Raw genomic sequence first — 15,986 nt, 5'->3', positions numbered from 1 at the left:
CGAAGCCATTATCTTTCGCCCCGGCGTTGTTTGGGACCACTCATCAGGGTCATAAAAGTCCCGAATGCAAACGCTGTCAGGCGGTACGGCGGGCGAGCACGTGCAGCCGGGCGGCGACGTCCCGGAGCGGGGATCTGGTCGCGGCGGCCAGTTCCAGCTCGGCGAGCGCGTCGGCGGCACCCGGATTCGCGTCCAGCACCACACCGGGCACGAGATCCGCAACGATGCCATGACCTTGCAGCAGTTCGACGGAGAGTCCGGCCTCCAGGACGAGCTTCTCAAGGCCTGGGACGTCGAACCGGCGCTGCAACGGGTCGCGCGTGCCCGCGAGCTGGCCCGCGTCGTCGTCCAGCAACCGCCGCGCGTCGACGATGCGACCGGCGATCGCGCGGTGCAGGATCGCCGCGAACCGGTTCGCGACCACCACGGAGACCGCTCCGCCCGGCGCGACCGCGGCGGCCAGCGAGGCGAGCGCGGCCGGGGCGTCGTCGACGACCTCCAGCAGCCCGTGCGCGAGCACCAGATCGGCCTCACCGGCGGGAACGCCCAGTGCGTCCGTGTCGCCCTGGACGGCGTTGATCGTCACCCCGGCCTCGCGCGCACGGGTGTTCAGCGTCGCCAACGCGTTCGGAGAAGGCTCCACGACCGTGACGGCGCACCCCGCTGCGGCGAGGGGCACGGCCCACACGCCGCTGCCGCCTCCGACGTCGAGCACGCGGGGGTGTTGCCCACCCCTGCGCTCGCGTGCGGCGGCCAATTCGGCGTCGAGCACCCTGTGTACGGCGTCCGGTCGCATGGCCAACAGAGTAGGAGACCCTAGAGTAGGTCTGTGCATACGGTGTCCGTGCTCAGCCTCAAGGGAGGCGTCGGCAAGACGACGGTGGTGCTCGGCCTGGCCTCTGCCGCCCTCCGCCGTGGTGTCCGCACCCTGGTGATCGATCTCGATCCGCAGTGCAACGCCACGTCGACGCTGGAGCCAGAGGAGTCCAAGGCGAGCATCTACGACGTCCTGCAGGACCCGTCCGAGGAGAACCTGGAACAGGCGATCCGCCCCAGCCGCTGGGGTGACGGCATCGACGTGCTGTCCGGGTCCGAGGACGCCGAGCTGCTCAACCACCCCGACCCGGGCGAGTCGCGGCTGCACCGGCTGAAAGACGCGTTGCGCACGTTGCGGGACATGTACGACGAGTTCCCGTACCACCTCGTGCTGCTCGACTGCCCGCCGTCGCTGGGCCAGCTGACCCGCTCGGCGCTGGTGGCGGCCGACCGCGCGCTGCTGGTCACCGAGCCGACGATGTTCGCCGTGGCGGGCGTGCAGCGGGCGTTCGAGGCGGTGCAGAACGAGCGCGAGAGCAACAACGCCGACCTGCAGCCGCTCGGTGTCGTGGTGAACCGCGTGCGTCCGCGCTCGCACGAGCACCAGTTCCGCATCGACGAGCTGAGGGACATCTTCGGGCCGTTGGTGATGCCGGTGGCGTTGCCGGACCGTCTCGCCGTGCAGCAGGCACAGGGCGCATGCATGCCGATCCACGAGTGGGGTACTCCGGGCGCACGAGAGGTCGCGCTGGCGTTCAACCTGCTGCTCGCCCGCATCCAGCGCATCTCGCGGAGCCGGCGCCGGGCCGTGCACCACGACTTCGACGACGACGAGATCCAGGAAGCGGTGGATGCCTGAAGGGGACACGGTCTTCCTGGCCGGTCATCGCATGAACGAGGCGCTGGCCGGGAAGACGCTGCGGCGCGGCGAACTGCGCCACCCCCGGCTGGCCGCGCTGGACCTGGCGGGCCTGGACGTGCTCGGCGTGCGCACGTACGGCAAGCACATGTTCACCCACTTCTCCGACGGCAACAGCCTGCGCAGCCACTTCCGCATGGACGGCTCGTGGCACCTCTACCGGCCCGGTGAGCGCTGGCGGCGTCCCGCGCACCAGGCCCGCGCCGTGTTCGAGGTGGACGACCGGCAGGCCATCGGATTCGCGCTGCACGACATGGAGTTCGTGCCGACCGCCGAGGAAGATCGATTGATCTCCCACCTCGGACCTGATCTCCTGGCCCCCGACTTCGACAGCGCTGAGGCCGTTCGGCGGTTGACCGCGGCCCCTTCCCGGCCGATCGGTCTCGCATTGTTGGACCAGCGCGTGATGGCGGGCGTCGGCAATCTCTACCGCGCGGAAGTCTGTTTCCTGTTGCGCGTTCTGCCGACGGCCCCGGTGTCCGCCGCGGACGCCTCACGTGCGGTTGCGCTCTCGCGGAAGCTGTTGCAGGCCAACCAGTGGCGGCCCGAGCAGAGCACGACCGGCGACCTGCGCGTGCAGCACTACGTTTTCGAGCGGACCGGCAAACCCTGTTTGCGGTGTCGCACAAGGGTCCGATCGGACGAGATCGACGGCAGATTCGTGTACTTCTGTCCAAAATGCCAATCCGGTTGAACCGAGACGCTCTCCCGGCCGTGTGCCCCAATATGGCGGTAAATCTGGATGCGTTGCGCCCCGGCTTCACCGACGACCCCTACGCGGTGCTCAAGAGCCTGCGCGACGCCGGTCCCGTGCACCGGGTGGAGACCCTCGGCGTGCCGATGTGGCTCGTGACCCGCTACCCCGACGTGCGCGCCGCGTTGGACAACCCGCTGCTGTCCTCCCACGGCTCCGCGCTCGCCGAACCCCTGCGCGGCCATCCGCACTTCGCGTCGTGGTGGTTCGGCGACCTGTCCGACCACATGATGAACAGCGACGAGCCGAACCACACGCGTTTGCGCCGTGCGGTGTCGAGCCAGCTCACGCCCCGCCGCATCGCCGCGCTGCGCCCCCGCATCGAGCAGGTGGCCGCGTCCCTGGCCGACGGCTTCGCGGACGCGGGACGCTGCGACCTGATCGCGGACTTCGCGGCGCCGCTGCCGATCGCCGTGATCATGGAGCTGCTCGGCGTGCCCGCCGTCGACCAGGAGAACTTCCGCTACTGGGCGGACGTGGTCACCGGCCTCGCGGACGGCGACGCGGCCTCGGCCCGCGAGGAGACCTCCGACTACCTGCGCGACCTGGTGACGCACAAGCGAACCTCCGGCGACGACGACCTGATCGGCGGCCTGGCCCGCGCGACCGGCGAGACCGCGCTGACCGACGACGAACTCGCCTCGCTCGCGTTCCTGCTGCTCGTGGCGGGCTACACGACCGCCGTCGACCTGGTGGGCAACGGCGCCCTGGCGTTGCTGCGCGACCCCGAGCAGCTCGAACTGCTGCAGCGCTCGTCGTCCCTGCTGCCCGGCGCGATCGAGGAGTTCCTGCGGTTCGACGGACCGACCTCGCACGTGGTGCGGTTCGCCACGAAACCGCTGACGATCGGCGGCGTGCAGATTCCGGCGGGCGACGTCGTGCTGCTGTCGCTGGCCTCGGCCGAGCACGACCCGAACCGCTACCCGCGGGCCGACCAGCTCAACATCGAGCGGGCGGACCGGCAGCACCTGGCGTTCGGCCACGGCATCCACTTCTGCCTGGGCGCGCCGCTGGCCCGGCTGGAGGGCGAGATCGCGTTCCGGACGTTGCTGGGGCGCTGCGCGGGCCTCGCCCTGGACACGTCGCAGCCGCTCGGCTGGAGGGTGTCGCTCGGGAGCCGGGGGTTGCGGGCGCTGCCGGTGACGTTCCTCGCGAAGCCCAAGATGCCGTTGGACGAGCAGGCGACGATCAAGGTGGCCAAGCCGACGATGTGACGGCGACTACCCTGAGCTGGCGTTATAGGGTGGGCGCGTGGTGTACAAGCAGGTGGTGCGCAGGGCGTTGTTCGGAATGCACGGCGGCGACGCGGAGCGGGTCCACGAGACCACGCTCGACGTCATGGCCAGGCTGAGCCCGCTGGCGAGGTTCGCCCGCGGCCAGAACAACCCGCGCACCGTCTTCGGCGTCCGCTTCCCCAACCCGGTGGGGCTCGCGGCGGGCCTCGACAAGGACGGGCGCGCGCTGCCGGTGTGGGCCGCGCTCGGGTTCGGGTTCGTCGAGGTCGGCACCGTCACCTGGCACGCACAGCCCGGCAACCCGAAACCGCGCCTGTTCCGCCTGCGCGAGGACGAGGCGATCATCAACCGGATGGGCTTCAACAACGCGGGCGCGCAAGCGCTTGCCGCGAAGCTCGACCGCACGCCGCTCAAGGCCCCGCTGGGCATCAGCCTCGGCAAGTCCAAGGTCACGCCGGTCGAGGACGCCGTGCAGGACTACCTGAACTCGCTGAACGCGCTGAAGGACCACGGCGACTACTACGCCATCAACGTCAGCTCGCCGAACACTCCCGGCCTGCGCAGCCTGCAGGACAAGGGCGCGCTGACCGAGCTCGTCGCGGAGCTGACGAAGGCGACGACCAAGCCGATGCTGGTCAAGATCGCGCCGGACCTGACCGAGGACGCCATCGCCGAGGTCATCCAGGTGTGCGTCGACAACGGCATCAAGGGCCTCATCGCCACGAACACCACCCTCAGCCGCGAGGGCCTCACGAGCGCGCATCAGAACGAGACCGGCGGCCTGAGCGGCAGGCCGCTCACCCGGCGCGCGAACGACGTGGTCCGGTTCATCACGAAGAACAGCGACCTGCCGGTCATCGGCGTGGGCGGCATCGCGACCGCCGACGACGCCAAGCGCATGATCGACGCCGGCGCGAGCCTCGTGCAGATCTACACCGGGTTCATCTACGAGGGCCCCGGGCTGGTGTCGCGGATCAACAGGGCGCTGCGGTAGCGCGCCGTCCACAACGGACAGCACCGCTCGCGCGACGCGCGGCTCCTCTTCGCGCGCCGGGATCACGACCCGCGTCGTTGGCACCCAAGGACAACGACCGCGAGCGGTGCAAGATCAACTTGAGTATCGGTCCGAAGTGGAGGGAACAAAACCACACGAAGGTGTGGACGCCTCAGCTGCGCCGCGCGGCCCGCAGCCAGCGCATCACGGGGTGCAGGATCACGACGAGCAGCGAGCCCCAGACCATGCCGCCCATCTCGAGGTCGCCGATCTCGACGGTCAGGTCGCCGACACCGGCCACCAGGGCGGCACCGCCGACCATCGCGTTGACGGGGCTCGCCAGGTCGACGCCGCGATCCATCCAGATCCGCACGCCGATCAGCACGATCAGGCCGTAGAGCACCAGCGTGCAGCCGCCGAGCACGCCCGGCGGGATGGTGCCGAACAGCGCGATGGCCTTCGGGGAGAACGCCAGCAGCGTGGCGAACACACCCGCGAACGCGAACGCCGCCGTCGTGTAGACGCGGGTCACCGCCATCACGCCGATGTTCTCGGAGTACGTCGTCGTGCCGGCGCCACCGCCCAGGCCCGACAGCGCAGTCGACAGGCCGTTCGCGATGATCGCGTCCCCCGCGCTGCCGTCCAGGTTGCGCCCGGTCAGCGCCGCGACGGCCTTCACGTGCCCGACGACCTCGGCGACCAGCACGATCACCACGGGCAGCATCAGCAGCACCACGGACGGCCGCAGTTCGGGCTGGTACAGCTTCGGCAGGCCCACCCAGGCCGCCTCGCGCAGCGCGGCGATCCGCTCGGACGGCACGGCGCCGAACGCCAGCCCGCCCATCCAGACCGCCACGAAGCCGATCAGGATCGAGAACCGGAACACCAGGCCCCTGCCCAGCACGCCGGCCAGCAGGATCACCACGGTCGTCAGGGCGGCCAGCAACGGCTGCTCACCGAAGTTCGCGGTGGCCTGACGGGAGAGGTTGAGGCCGATGAGGATCACGACGGCGCCGGTGACGACCGGCGGCATGACCGACTCCAGCAGCCGCACGCCGAGCGCCTTGACCGCGATGCCGACGACGATCACCAGCAGGCCCGCGGCGACGACACCGCCGAGCTGCGCCGCGATGCCCTGCTCGCGCGCGGCCACCAGCGGCGCCACGAAGGCGAAGGACGAGCCGAGGTAGCTCGGGACCCGGTTCTTGGTGATCACCAGGAACAGCAGCGTGCCCAGACCGGAGAACAGCAGCGTGGTGGCGACGGGGAGGCCGGTGGCGGTGGGGACGATCACCGTGGCGCCGAACATGGCGACGAGGTGCTGAACTCCGAACCCGATGGTGAGCGGCCAGCTCACCCTCTCCTGGGGTGCGACGGTTTCACTGTCGGTGATCCGACCGTCCCCGTGCACGGTCCACAACGCCAACGCACTGCCTCCCGGCAATTCAGCCGGACTTCCCGCAGACCGGCCCCGAGATCCTGCCACGCCATGTAGCGGCCACGGCTAGATAACAGTCCGATAATCACACGATTGCAGCAAAGATCTCCAGAGAGACTCGCCGAATAGCGGCACACGATTACCGAGCGTTACATTCAATGCGCTGAATAGCCTGAGACATCACGCATAGCGGACGCCAGACCCGCCATGTGGTCCGTGGCGTCGTCCAGCACCTCGCCGGGGTTCTGGAACTGCGTGCTCGCCGCGAGGGCCTTGCCCGCCTCGGCCACCAGCGCACAGTAGCGGTCCACGCCGTCCGCCAGTTGGATCCTGAGCACGCGAACACCCTCGACCAGGGGCGCGCGCTCCAGCGGCGGTGCGTTGTCGCGAGCGCGTTCGACGGCCTGGAGCTGCGCCGACACCGCGCGGATGGCCGTGGCGGCCTCCTGGGCGGTCTGCCGGGCGTGCTGGACGGACTCCGTCGGCATCGAGGTCAGCGCGGGCGAGTCGAGCTGCACGAGCAGCTGGGCCATCGCGTCCTCGGCGCTGTGGAGCTTCTCCATCGGAACGCGCGCGGACGAGATGTGCGCGGGCAGCGGCGGCCGGGGCCGAGGCGGCGGCGACAACGCCAGCCGCTGCCGGGCGACGCCCAGCTCCTTCAGCTTGAACCCGCTGCGCACGGCCAGGACGGCCGGCACGGCCGCACCGATCGAGCCGGTGACGGCGGCCCACGTGCCGAGCACGCCGGTGAAGCCCAGCACGGCGAGCGTGCCGAGCATCGAGATCACGATCAGCCAGAACGTCAGCACGGCGTTGGTGCGCTTGCGCTTGCGTTCGAGCTTGGCGACCGGGTCGTTCCACTTCTGCAGGCGGTAGCGCGCCTGCTCGGCCAGCGGGTGGCCCTGGAGCGACGCACCCAACTCACCGACGACCTTGCGGACGATCTCGTTGTTGGGACGGTTTCTCCAGGGCTCCATGATCACCTGCTGACTCCTCCTGCTCCCCCGGCCTCAGAACGTCAGTTCTGGGCGGGAGGAACCTGCTGCTGCTGGGTCTTCTGCTCCGACTGGACGCGCTGCGCGATCTCGGCCTGGATCTGCGCGGCCGCGCTGTTGCCCGCCGTCACCTGCTGCGGGGTGCTCGACTGGCCCCCGTGCATGGACGCGCGGATCTGCTCGAGCCGCGACGAACCAGCGAGCTGGGTGGTCGAGGCCTGCACCTCGAGCATCCGGCCCTGCACCGAGTTCTGGGCCAGCTCGGCGGACCCGAGCGCGGTCGAGTAGCGCTTCTCGATCTTGTCGCGAACCTCTTCCAGCGACGGCACGTTGCCGGGCGCCGCGAGCTCGCTCATCTGGTTCAGCGACGCGGAGACCTGCTCCTGCATCTTGGCCTGCTCGAGCTGGCTGAGGAGCTTGGTGCGCTCGGCCAGCTTCTGCTGCAGCATCATCGAGTTGCGCTCGACCGCCTGCTTGGCCTGTGCGGCGGCCTGCAGCGACTGGTCGTGCAGCGTCTTCAGGTCCTCGATGCCCTGCTCGGCGGTGACGAGCTGGGTGGCGAAGCCCTGCGCGGCGTTCTCGAACTGGGTGGCCTTCTGCTCGTCGCCCTTCGCGCGCGCCTCGTCGGCGAGCACCAGAGCCTGACGGGCGGAGGCCTGCAGCTTCTCGACGTCGCCGAGCTGGCGGTTGAGCTTCATCTCCAGCTGGCGCTGGTTGCCGATGACGGCCGCAGCCTGCTGGGAGAGCGCCTGGTGCTGCCGCTGCGCCTCCTCGATGGCCTGCTGGATCTGCACCTTGGGGTCGGCGTGCTCGTCGATCTTCGACGAGAACGACGCCATCAGGTACTTCCAGAACTTCACGAACGGACTGGCCATCTCCTACGCCTGCCTTCTCGGTGCCGGTGTTGGATCCATCGTCTCAATTGTGCGTCGGCGTATCCACCGACACGGGGAGATATCCGGGAACACCCTGACCCACCCCGGGACTTAGGAGAACACGTCGGACGACGTGCCAATCCTGCCCGCACCCGCGCCCTGGGACGCGGTGACCCAGCGTGCCGATGCCAAGCCGTTGCCTGTCGTTCAACACGCCGGGTCTGTTGTGTGTTGAACGTACGAACGGTCCGAGTTGTTGCAGACCGTCACGTGTCGGGGGCCACAGCCCGGTGACGTTCACCCGAATGCAGGCGACCCCGCTCGCCACGGGGCGAACGGGGTCGGTGGAGGACATGGGATCAGGCCGCGACGACTGCCTTGGGCGTCTCGCCGATCTTGCTCGTGAGCCGGTGCGTGAGCATGGGCTGCAGGCGCAGGTCGGACAGGTCGTCCGAGAGCGTGGACGGCAGCACGCGGCCACCCTCCAGCTTCCCGCGCTCCGATCGACCGTCCGGGACGGTGTCGGGCACCGTGTCCGGCGTCTGCTGGACGGCGCCGATGTCGGAGGCGACGTGGTGCAGCAACTCGGACAGGGGCAGTTCCAGTGCTTCGCAGATGGCCGCGAGGAGTTCGCTGGACGCCTCTTTGCGGCCGCGCTCCACCTCGGACAGGTACCCCAGGCTCACGCGGGCGGTCCGAGAGACCTCGCGCAGCGTGCGGCGTTGGTTGGTGCGGGCATGGCGAAGCCGATCACCGATCGCCTCGCGCAGCAGCACGGTCATCGCGCGCCTCCTTCCGGCCGGCCGTGTCCCTACGTTACCGATCGACACCGACAACGGGCACTGACTTCCGAACACGTCCGCCAAGGGCGAACGAACGCGGAGTCATCATTTGTTCCCGGAGTCGACGGCCAGCAGCGTGTCCGACAGCAGGACCAGGGCTTTTTCCACGGCAGCCGAACGGACAGCTGCGCGGTCACCACTCAGCGTGATTGTCCGCACTGTGGACACTCCAGGCCCGCTCAAGCCGATGTGGACCGTCCCCGGAGCGACACCGTCCTGCGGGTCCGGCCCGGCGACCCCGGTGAGCCCGATCCCCCAGTCCGCTCCGCACCTCGTCCGGGCGCCTTCGGCCAGTTGGATCGCGACGTCGGGGTGCACGGCACCGTGCTCGTCGAGCAACTGCTGGTCCACGCCCGCGAGCTCGTGCTTGAGCTCGGTGGCGTAGACGATCAACCCACCGCGGACCACGGCACTCGCCCCCGGTGTGTCGACGATCGTCGCGCACAGCAGACCCGCGGTCAGCGACTCGGCCGTGGCGACGGTCTCGTTCCTGGCTTCGAGCAGCTCGACGACGCCTGTCACAGCACCGCCCTGCCTGCTCTCGCCTTCATCTTGAACGCGTGGATCACGTAGTCGATTCCCGTGACGATGGTCAGCACGAGCGCGACGGCCATGATCACCCAGGCGATGAGCCCCAGCACGTCGTTCTGCGGGAGCACGAACAGCCCGATCGCGATGACCTGGGCGAGCGTCTTGGCCTTGCCGCCGCGGCTGGCCGGGATGACGCCGTAGCGGATCACCCAGAACCGCAGCAGCGTGATGCCGATCTCGCGCACCGCGATGGTGATCGTGATCCACCACGGCAGCACGTCGAGGATGCTGAGCCCCACCAGCGCGGACCCGGTGAGCGCCTTGTCCGCGATGGGGTCGGCGATCTTGCCGAAGTCGGTGATGAGCCCGTGCTTGCGCGCGAGCGTGCCGTCGATGTGGTCGGTGAAGCTCGCGATCGCGAAGATCGCGAACGCGATGAGGCGCCACGTGGTGTCGAAGCCACCCGCTTCGAACAGGGAGAACAGGAAGACCGGAACGAGCGCCAGTCGCGCCATCGTGAGGATGTTCGCGACGTTGAGCAGCGGGACCTTCCGGGCCTCGGTCATGTCGGGACTACCTCGACGATCAGGTCGACGCCCTCGGAGTCGACGACGCGGCAGCGCACGAAGTCACCGCGCCTGAGGCCCTCCGCCTCCAGCACGATGCACTCGCCGTCGACCTCGGGAGCCTGGTGCTCGGCGCGCCCGACGCAGTCGTTCTCGTCGTCCTCCTCGGTCTCGATCAGCACCGTGACCTCGGTGCCGACCCGGTCCTCCGCGCGCTGGCTGGTGAGCTCCTCGACGAGGTTGCCGATGCGCTGCACGCGCTCCGCGATCACGTCGGCGTCGAGCTTGCCGTCGAGCTCCTCGGCCTCGGTGCCGTCCTCGTCGGAGTAGCCGAAGATGCCGACCGCGTCGAGCCGCGCCTCGGTGAGGAACCGCTCCAGCTCCTGCAGGTCGGCCTCGGTCTCACCGGGGAAGCCGACGATGAAGTTGCTGCGGATGCCGGCCTCGGGCGCGTGCTCGCGGATCTGCCACACGAGCTTGAGGAAGCTGTCCGTGTCACCGAACCGGCGCATGCGGCGCAGCACGTTCTCGCTCGAGTGCTGGAACGACATGTCGAAGTAGTTCGCGACCTTGTCGGTCTTCGCGATCGCGGCGACCAGGCTCGGCTTGGTCTCGGCCGGCTGCAGGTAGCTCACCCGCACGCGCTCGACGCCGGGGACGGACGCCAGGCGCGGCAGCAGCTGCTCCAGGGCGCCCTGCTCACGCGGCAGGTCCTTGCCGTAGCTCGTGGAGTTCTCGCTGACGAGGAACAGCTCCTTGACGCCGTTCTCGGCGAGCCACATGGCCTCGGACACGATCTCGTCCGGGTGCCGCGACACGAACGCGCCGCGGAAGCTCGGGATCGCGCAGAAGCTGCACCGGCGGTCACAACCGGACGCGATCTTGAGCGGCGCCACCGGGGCGTCGTCGAGGCGCTTGCGGGGCGTATTGGTGGGCCCCCAGCCGTGGCCGGGCACCTGCACCGCGTCCTTGGCCTCCTGGCGCTTCACCGGCGTGATGGGCAGCAGCGTCCGCCGGTCCACCGGCACGTGCGACTCGACGGGCTTGCCGTGCAGCACGTCCTGCAGCCGCTCGGCCAGGTCGTTGTACTGGTCGAACCCGAGGACCGCGGCCGCCTCGGGGAGGCTGTCCGCGAGCTCCTTGCCGTAGCGCTCCGCCATGCACCCGACGGCGACGACCTTGGCGCCGGTGTCGGACGCGGCGAGCAGCGTGTCGACCGAGTCCTTCTTGGCCTGCTCGACGAAGCCGCACGTGTTGACGACGACGACGTCAGCGCCCTCGTCCACCAGCTCCCAGCCGCCCTCGCCGAGGCGTCCGGCGAGCTCTTCGGAGTCGACCTCGTTGCGGGCGCAGCCCAGGGTCAGCAGCGACACGCGTCGCGGAGTGGTGGGAGAAGACACGGCGCTCAGCGTAACCGCCCCAGGTCTGGGCGCTTGAATCGCGCTGCCCGGCCACCCCCACCTCTGCCCGCGAGCCCCGTGCGGGCGCGGCCCATACTTGACGGTTGTGACCAGTGGGGTAGTCGTGCGGCGCGCCCGCACCAGCGACGTGCGCGCCATGAAGGCGCTGATCGACGGGTACGCGGGCAAGGTGCTCCTGGCCAAACCCCTGGTCACGCTGTACGAGGCGGTCCAGGAGTTCTGGGTCGCCGAGGAGGACGGCGAACTGCTCGGCTGCGGCGCCCTGCACGTGATGTGGGAGGACCTGGCCGAGATCCGCAGCGTCGCGGTCTCCCCCATGGCGCTGGGCAAGGGCGTGGGCCACCGGATCGTGGCGCAGCTCATCGCGACGGCCAAGGAGCTGCAGCTCGCGCGGATCTTCTGCCTCACGTTCGAGACCAAGTTCTTCAACAAGCACGGCTTCGTCGAGATCGAGGGCACGCCGGTGAGCCCCGAGGTCTACGAGGAGATCATGCGGTCGGTGGACGAGGGCGTCGCCGAGTTCCTCGACCTGAGCTACGTGAAGCCGAACACGCTCGGCAACAGCCGGATGCTCCTGGAGTTGTAACTCTTCGAGTAATTACTCGAAGAGTCTTGACTCGACGAACCCGCCGGCGCCAGGATCACTCCTGTGCCCGAATCGCTCACCGTCGACGAGCTCGCCGCCCGGATCGGCCTGCCCAGCAGCACCATTCGCATGTACCAGACGAAGGGTGTGCTGCACGCGCCGAGACGGCAGGGGCGCGTGGCGTACTACGACGCCTCGCACGTCGAGCGGTTGACGTTGGTGCAGCGGTTGCAGCAGCGGGGGTTCTCGCTGCCCGCGATCGCGGAACTGATCTCGGCACGCGAAAAGGGCGAGTCGGTCGCCGCGGTGCTCGGCATGGGCGAGACCGAGGGGCCCGACGACTGGGTTCGGATCAAGGTGCGCGACATCCGGCACCTCGTTCCGATGGGTGAGGTCCAACCGCGACTCCTCCTCCGGGCTATGCGGTTGGGTTTGGTGCGGTGGAAGTACGGCTGGCCGCACGCGCGTCGCTGGGCACTCGAAGCGGGCGGCCGGTTGGCCGGCCTACGGGTGCCCAGCGATGACGTCATGGACAGCTTCACGCGCCTGCGCACGGCGACCGACGCGGTGGCGGCGGACTTCGTGCGGTTGTTCGAGCGGCAGTTCTGGCCCGAGCTCGCGCGCAAGGCAGGCGACGAGAACCAGCTCGAGAACGTGCGGGCGTTGCTGGTCGAGCTGACGTACACGGCGGAGACCGCGGTGGTGGGGACGCTGCGGGAGTCGATCCGGGACGCGGCCGAGGAGTTCGCGTCACGGCACGGGTTGCTGCCGAGCGACGACTACCAGCCCGCGTGGGCCGAGCAGCCCTTGCCGCCGATCGCCGAGAACCTCATGGACCCGGCGGGGGACCTGCCGAGCGAGCAGGAGATCGAGAACTTCCTGAAACGGGGGGACGAGGATGAGCCTGGTCGCTGATCCCGCCTGGCACGCCCAGGTTCGAGACGAAGGCCTTGTCGTTTACGCGGGTGCGGATCTCGCGTACCTGATCCCGGACCTGCCCAGGGCGGTGGCCGTGGCGCTGGCGGGACTGTTCGAGCCGGTTTTGAGGGGAGCGGCTCGAACGGTCGACGAGAACCGGTTGGGGGAACCGGTTCGCCAGCACGTGGCCCAGCTGAGGACCCTGGGCGCTCTCCGCCCGGCCGGGTTGCCCACCGGCGACGCGAAGAAGCCGATGGGGGTCGGCACGCGCGTCGTCGGGGAGGCACCCGCCGGGCTGGTAGAGCGGTTGCCGCACGACGAGGACCCGGACCTCCTGCTCGTCGTGCGGACCACCGGCACGTTGGTCGACCTGGTCGAGGTGGCGCGCGAGACGGAGGTCCCGCACCTGTTGCTGGACCTCGCGTACCACCACACCGCCGCCGTCGGGCCCTTCGTGGTGCCCGGTGCTGGCGCGTGCCTGGCGTGCCTCGCGGTGCGGGCGGGGCGGCGGTGGGGGGATCCGCCGCCTCCGCCGCACCCGGCGGCGACGTCCTACGAGTTCCCGATCTCCCTTGCCCTGCAAGCGGTTCAGAACATCCGCGACGGCTCGCTGGCGTTGCTCGACACGGTCGTCACCGTCCACCTGGACGAGTTCACGACGACGCGCGAGAGCGTGCTGCCCGCCGCCGGCTGCGAAGTCTGCCCGACGGTCGAGTTCGGGCGCGTGTCACTTCCTTGGGGGAACCATGAACGCGACGGCAGTGCGGTTACCTGACCAGTTCTCACCGGGTGCGGCCGCCGCGAACGCCGCGACGCCCACCTGTTGCTGTTGTTGTTGCTGCTGCGCGGTTTCCTCGGTCGGCGCGGCCGTGCACATCCCCGCGGCGCTGCACCGGGAGACGCAGGACCTCCCGCGACCTCGCAGCCTGCTCGTCCTGCCCGCCGCGATCTTCCCGTTGCTGGTCGTCGTGCTGCCGTTCGCCACGATGGGCGCTGTCTTCGACCTGCACTGGGGCTGGTGGCTCGGCGGCTTCGCGGCGGCGCTCGCGTGGGCCGCCGCCTCCGGTTTCCTCGCCAGGTCGCCGAATCCGGTGGGCAGCGTGGTCCGGTTGCTCGGCTGGTCCGTCCTGTGGTTCCTGGAACCGTTCGTCGTGCTGTTCACGCTGGGACCGATCGCCTCCGTGGACGAGGGTGTCGCGGCGGTGGTCGGTGTGCTCTACGTCGGCGGGGCGCTGGCTCTCGGGTACTGGATCTTCCGGCGGTACCGGGGGAAGCGATGAGGACCGTGGCGGAGGCGCTGGTCGAGCGCGCGGTCGGCTGGCGGCAGGGGGTGGTGTCGCAACTGCACCCCGTGCCGCACAGCCTGTCCGATGTGGACCTCGAAGGCTGGGCCGCGGTGCCCGAGCCGTTCGCGACGGGTGGCACGTCCGGTGGCACCACCAGGGTCGCCGCGATCGCCGAGGCCCTGGAACGCCACGCCGCCGCACGGGCACGGCTGGAGGTCGTCACCGAGGGCGAGTGCTGGCCGCTCGAACACTTCAGCCTGCACACCGTGGAACAGCGGGTGGCCCCGAACTACCGCTACCGCAAGGGATACGTCGACACCCCGTACACGCGGGCGTGGACGCTCCCGGGAAACGACCCGATCCGCGTCCCCGCCGGCCTCGTGGCCCTGGACGCGTCCTACGGCCTGCCCGCGACCTCGTCCGGCCTGGCGGCGGGCGCGTCGACGACCAGCGCACTGCTGCGCGCGGTCCAGGAACTGGTGGAGCGCGACGCGTTCACCACGACCTGGCTGCATTCCCTTGCACCACAACGGTTCGACGCCGACCTCCCGCACGGCGCCCAGGCGTTCGACCTCACCCCGGCCTACAGCCCGCACCCGGTGGTCGCCGTGGCGGGATCGCTCCCGATCGCCGGCAGGTCCCGCCCGACGCTCGGACTGGCCTGCCGGGCGACGACCGCGGAGGCGGTCCGCAAGGCCTACGAGGAGTGGGTGCAGGGCACGGTCTTCGTCGAGGTGTGGCTGGCTCGCAACGGCGACGGTCCCGTCGAGGAGGCCACCGACTTCGACGAGCACGCCGCCTACTACGCCACGCATCCGGCGAAGTGGGACGACCTCCCGTGGTTCCAGGGCTTCGAGGCGGACCCACCGCCGGACGCCCAGGCCCGGGGCACCACGGCTGAACTGACCGAACTGGTGCACGCCCTCGACCGCGCGGGCGTCCGGCTCGCCTACCGCGAGCTCACCACACCGGAACTCTCGGCCGTGGGCCTGCACTGCGTCCGGGTCCTGTCCCCGGACCTGGCCCCGCTGCACTCGGACCACCGCTGGCCCCACCTGGGCGGCCGCGCCGCGGAGCTCGACTGGCGCTACCCGCACGCCTCACCGGGCGCGTTCCCCAATCCCGCACCGCATCCCCTGGGGTGAAGCCGATGTTCGACGACTTCTGGGCCGCGAGCCGCTTCTCACCGCTGCACCAGCGCAGGCTGGGCGACCGCCTGCGGGACTTCCGCCCGCCGTCCCGGCTCGTCGACCCGCTGGAGCCGCCCACGTCCCCGGTCCCGCTCCCCCGCCCGAACGACCGGCTGCAGAAGCTCTTCCGGGCACGCAGGAGCACCCGGGAGTTCACCGGTGAACCGCTGAGCGACAAGCAGCTCGGCACGGTCCTGGGCGCCCTGTCCGACGACAGCGTCCCCTCCGCGGGCGGGCTGAACCCGTTGCGCTGCTACGCCTTCGTCCACGGACGCGCGGTCCGCTACGACATCCGCCGCCACGCGCTGCAGGACCTCGGCCCGGCACCGGACGACCTGGCCGAGATCCTCGGCACCCCGTCCGCACCACCGCTGACGATCGTGCTGGTGCTGGCGGACAAGGACTCGTTCGAGAAGTACGGCGAACGCGCGGGCCGCTTCGGCCTGATCGAGGCAGGCGCCGCGGCGCAGACGATCTGCCTCCGCCTGGCGCAGGAGAAGCTCGGCGGCTACCTGCTGGGCGGAGTGGCCGACAACGAGATGCTCCACTCGCTGGGGCTGCCCCGAGAACTTCGCGTGGCCACAGCAATCGCTTGCGGGCACATGATCACCTGACGTTCA

18 protein-coding genes are annotated in these 15,986 nt (G+C 70.0%); 10 read left to right on the top strand and 8 right to left on the bottom strand.

The genetic code is table 11. The annotated features are described in order from the left end of the window. Nucleotides 1–76: 76 nt before the first annotated feature. Entirely contained in the window at nucleotides 77–796 is a 720-nt protein-coding gene (locus ND450_RS41055; RefSeq protein ID WP_253323410.1) for a bifunctional 2-polyprenyl-6-hydroxyphenol methylase/3-demethylubiquinol 3-O-methyltransferase UbiG, read from the bottom strand. Between the two features lie 33 nt (nucleotides 797–829). On the opposite strand from ND450_RS41055, the gene ND450_RS41050 reads away from it, so the two are divergent. From ND450_RS41050 to ND450_RS41035, 4 genes are read left to right on the top strand one after another with little or no spacing between them, the layout of a single operon-like run. After that, nucleotides 830–1,675 carry a ParA family protein gene (locus ND450_RS41050; RefSeq protein WP_089917323.1) on the top strand — a complete coding sequence of 282 codons (846 nt, stop codon included), beginning with the start codon at nucleotides 830–832 and terminating at the stop codon, nucleotides 1,673–1,675. Next, nucleotides 1,668–2,429, top strand: a complete 762-nt coding sequence (locus ND450_RS41045; RefSeq protein WP_253323409.1) for an Fpg/Nei family DNA glycosylase — start codon at nucleotides 1,668–1,670, stop codon at nucleotides 2,427–2,429. Before ND450_RS41050 ends, ND450_RS41045 begins: the two co-directional genes overlap by 8 nt. Before the next feature lie 32 nt (nucleotides 2,430–2,461). After that, a complete protein-coding gene (locus ND450_RS41040) occupies nucleotides 2,462–3,703 on the top strand; it encodes a cytochrome P450 (RefSeq protein ID WP_253323408.1) in 1,242 nt (413 codons plus the stop codon). A gap of 37 nt (nucleotides 3,704–3,740) precedes the next feature. Continuing rightward, nucleotides 3,741–4,718: a quinone-dependent dihydroorotate dehydrogenase gene (locus ND450_RS41035; protein ID WP_253323407.1), complete on the top strand. Its 978-nt coding sequence runs from the start codon at nucleotides 3,741–3,743 to the stop codon at nucleotides 4,716–4,718. 172 nt (nucleotides 4,719–4,890) lie between these two features. Here ND450_RS41035 and ND450_RS41030 read toward each other — a convergent pair whose 3' ends face one another. The 7 genes from ND450_RS41030 to rimO form a co-directional block, all read right to left on the bottom strand. Next, nucleotides 4,891–6,075: a uracil-xanthine permease family protein gene (locus tag ND450_RS41030; protein ID WP_371927560.1), complete on the bottom strand. Its 1,185-nt coding sequence runs from the start codon at nucleotides 6,073–6,075 to the stop codon at nucleotides 4,891–4,893. A gap of 236 nt (nucleotides 6,076–6,311) precedes the next feature. Continuing rightward, nucleotides 6,312–7,133 (bottom strand): hypothetical protein, encoded by an 822-nt coding sequence (locus ND450_RS41025; RefSeq protein WP_253323405.1) that lies wholly within the window; start codon nucleotides 7,131–7,133, stop codon nucleotides 6,312–6,314. 41 nt (nucleotides 7,134–7,174) lie between these two features. Beyond that, entirely contained in the window at nucleotides 7,175–8,026 is an 852-nt protein-coding gene (locus ND450_RS41020) for a PspA/IM30 family protein (protein ID WP_089917332.1), read from the bottom strand. A gap of 359 nt (nucleotides 8,027–8,385) precedes the next feature. Then, entirely contained in the window at nucleotides 8,386–8,808 is a 423-nt protein-coding gene (locus ND450_RS41015; RefSeq protein WP_089917334.1) for a helix-turn-helix domain-containing protein, read from the bottom strand. Nucleotides 8,809–8,913: 105 nt separating this feature from the next. Continuing rightward, on the bottom strand, nucleotides 8,914–9,390 hold the full coding sequence (locus tag ND450_RS41010) for a CinA family protein (RefSeq protein WP_253323404.1): 477 nt from the start codon (nucleotides 9,388–9,390) through the stop codon (nucleotides 8,914–8,916). After that, complete coding sequence (gene pgsA / locus ND450_RS41005; RefSeq protein ID WP_253323403.1) at nucleotides 9,387–9,965, bottom strand: CDP-diacylglycerol--glycerol-3-phosphate 3-phosphatidyltransferase; 579 nt, start codon at nucleotides 9,963–9,965, stop codon at nucleotides 9,387–9,389. Before pgsA ends, ND450_RS41010 begins: the two co-directional genes overlap by 4 nt. After that, nucleotides 9,962–11,365 carry a 30S ribosomal protein S12 methylthiotransferase RimO gene (gene rimO, locus ND450_RS41000; RefSeq protein WP_253323402.1) on the bottom strand — a complete coding sequence of 468 codons (1,404 nt, stop codon included), beginning with the start codon at nucleotides 11,363–11,365 and terminating at the stop codon, nucleotides 9,962–9,964. Before rimO ends, pgsA begins: the two co-directional genes overlap by 4 nt. 106 nt (nucleotides 11,366–11,471) lie before the next feature. Between rimO and ND450_RS40995 the strand changes: the two genes are divergently transcribed. From ND450_RS40995 to ND450_RS40970, 6 genes are all read left to right on the top strand, one after another. Next, the gene (locus tag ND450_RS40995) at nucleotides 11,472–11,972 is read left to right on the top strand and encodes an amino-acid N-acetyltransferase (protein ID WP_256557388.1); all 501 of its coding nucleotides are present in this window, start codon (nucleotides 11,472–11,474) and stop codon (nucleotides 11,970–11,972) included. Between the two features lie 63 nt (nucleotides 11,973–12,035). Continuing rightward, nucleotides 12,036–12,887 (top strand): MerR family transcriptional regulator, encoded by an 852-nt coding sequence (locus ND450_RS40990; protein WP_245786200.1) that lies wholly within the window; start codon nucleotides 12,036–12,038, stop codon nucleotides 12,885–12,887. Beyond that, entirely contained in the window at nucleotides 12,871–13,665 is a 795-nt protein-coding gene (locus ND450_RS40985; RefSeq protein ID WP_253323401.1) for a hypothetical protein, read from the top strand. The genes ND450_RS40990 and ND450_RS40985 overlap by 17 nt, the downstream gene beginning before the upstream one ends. Next, nucleotides 13,637–14,170: a hypothetical protein gene (locus ND450_RS40980; RefSeq protein WP_253323400.1), complete on the top strand. Its 534-nt coding sequence runs from the start codon at nucleotides 13,637–13,639 to the stop codon at nucleotides 14,168–14,170. Before ND450_RS40985 ends, ND450_RS40980 begins: the two co-directional genes overlap by 29 nt. Continuing rightward, complete coding sequence (locus ND450_RS40975) at nucleotides 14,167–15,321, top strand: YcaO-like family protein (protein ID WP_253323399.1); 1,155 nt, start codon at nucleotides 14,167–14,169, stop codon at nucleotides 15,319–15,321. The genes ND450_RS40980 and ND450_RS40975 overlap by 4 nt, the downstream gene beginning before the upstream one ends. Nucleotides 15,322–15,326: 5 nt before the next feature. After that, on the top strand, nucleotides 15,327–15,980 hold the full coding sequence (locus ND450_RS40970; RefSeq protein WP_253323398.1) for a nitroreductase family protein: 654 nt from the start codon (nucleotides 15,327–15,329) through the stop codon (nucleotides 15,978–15,980). The last annotated feature ends 6 nt before the right edge of the window (nucleotides 15,981–15,986 follow it).

The organism is Lentzea sp. HUAS12 (assembly GCF_024125735.1).
GTDB lineage: Bacteria > Actinomycetota > Actinomycetes > Mycobacteriales > Pseudonocardiaceae > Lentzea > Lentzea albida.
Note: the sequence above shows the minus strand (reverse complement) of the source record. Positions and strands in the feature narration are given on the sequence as shown.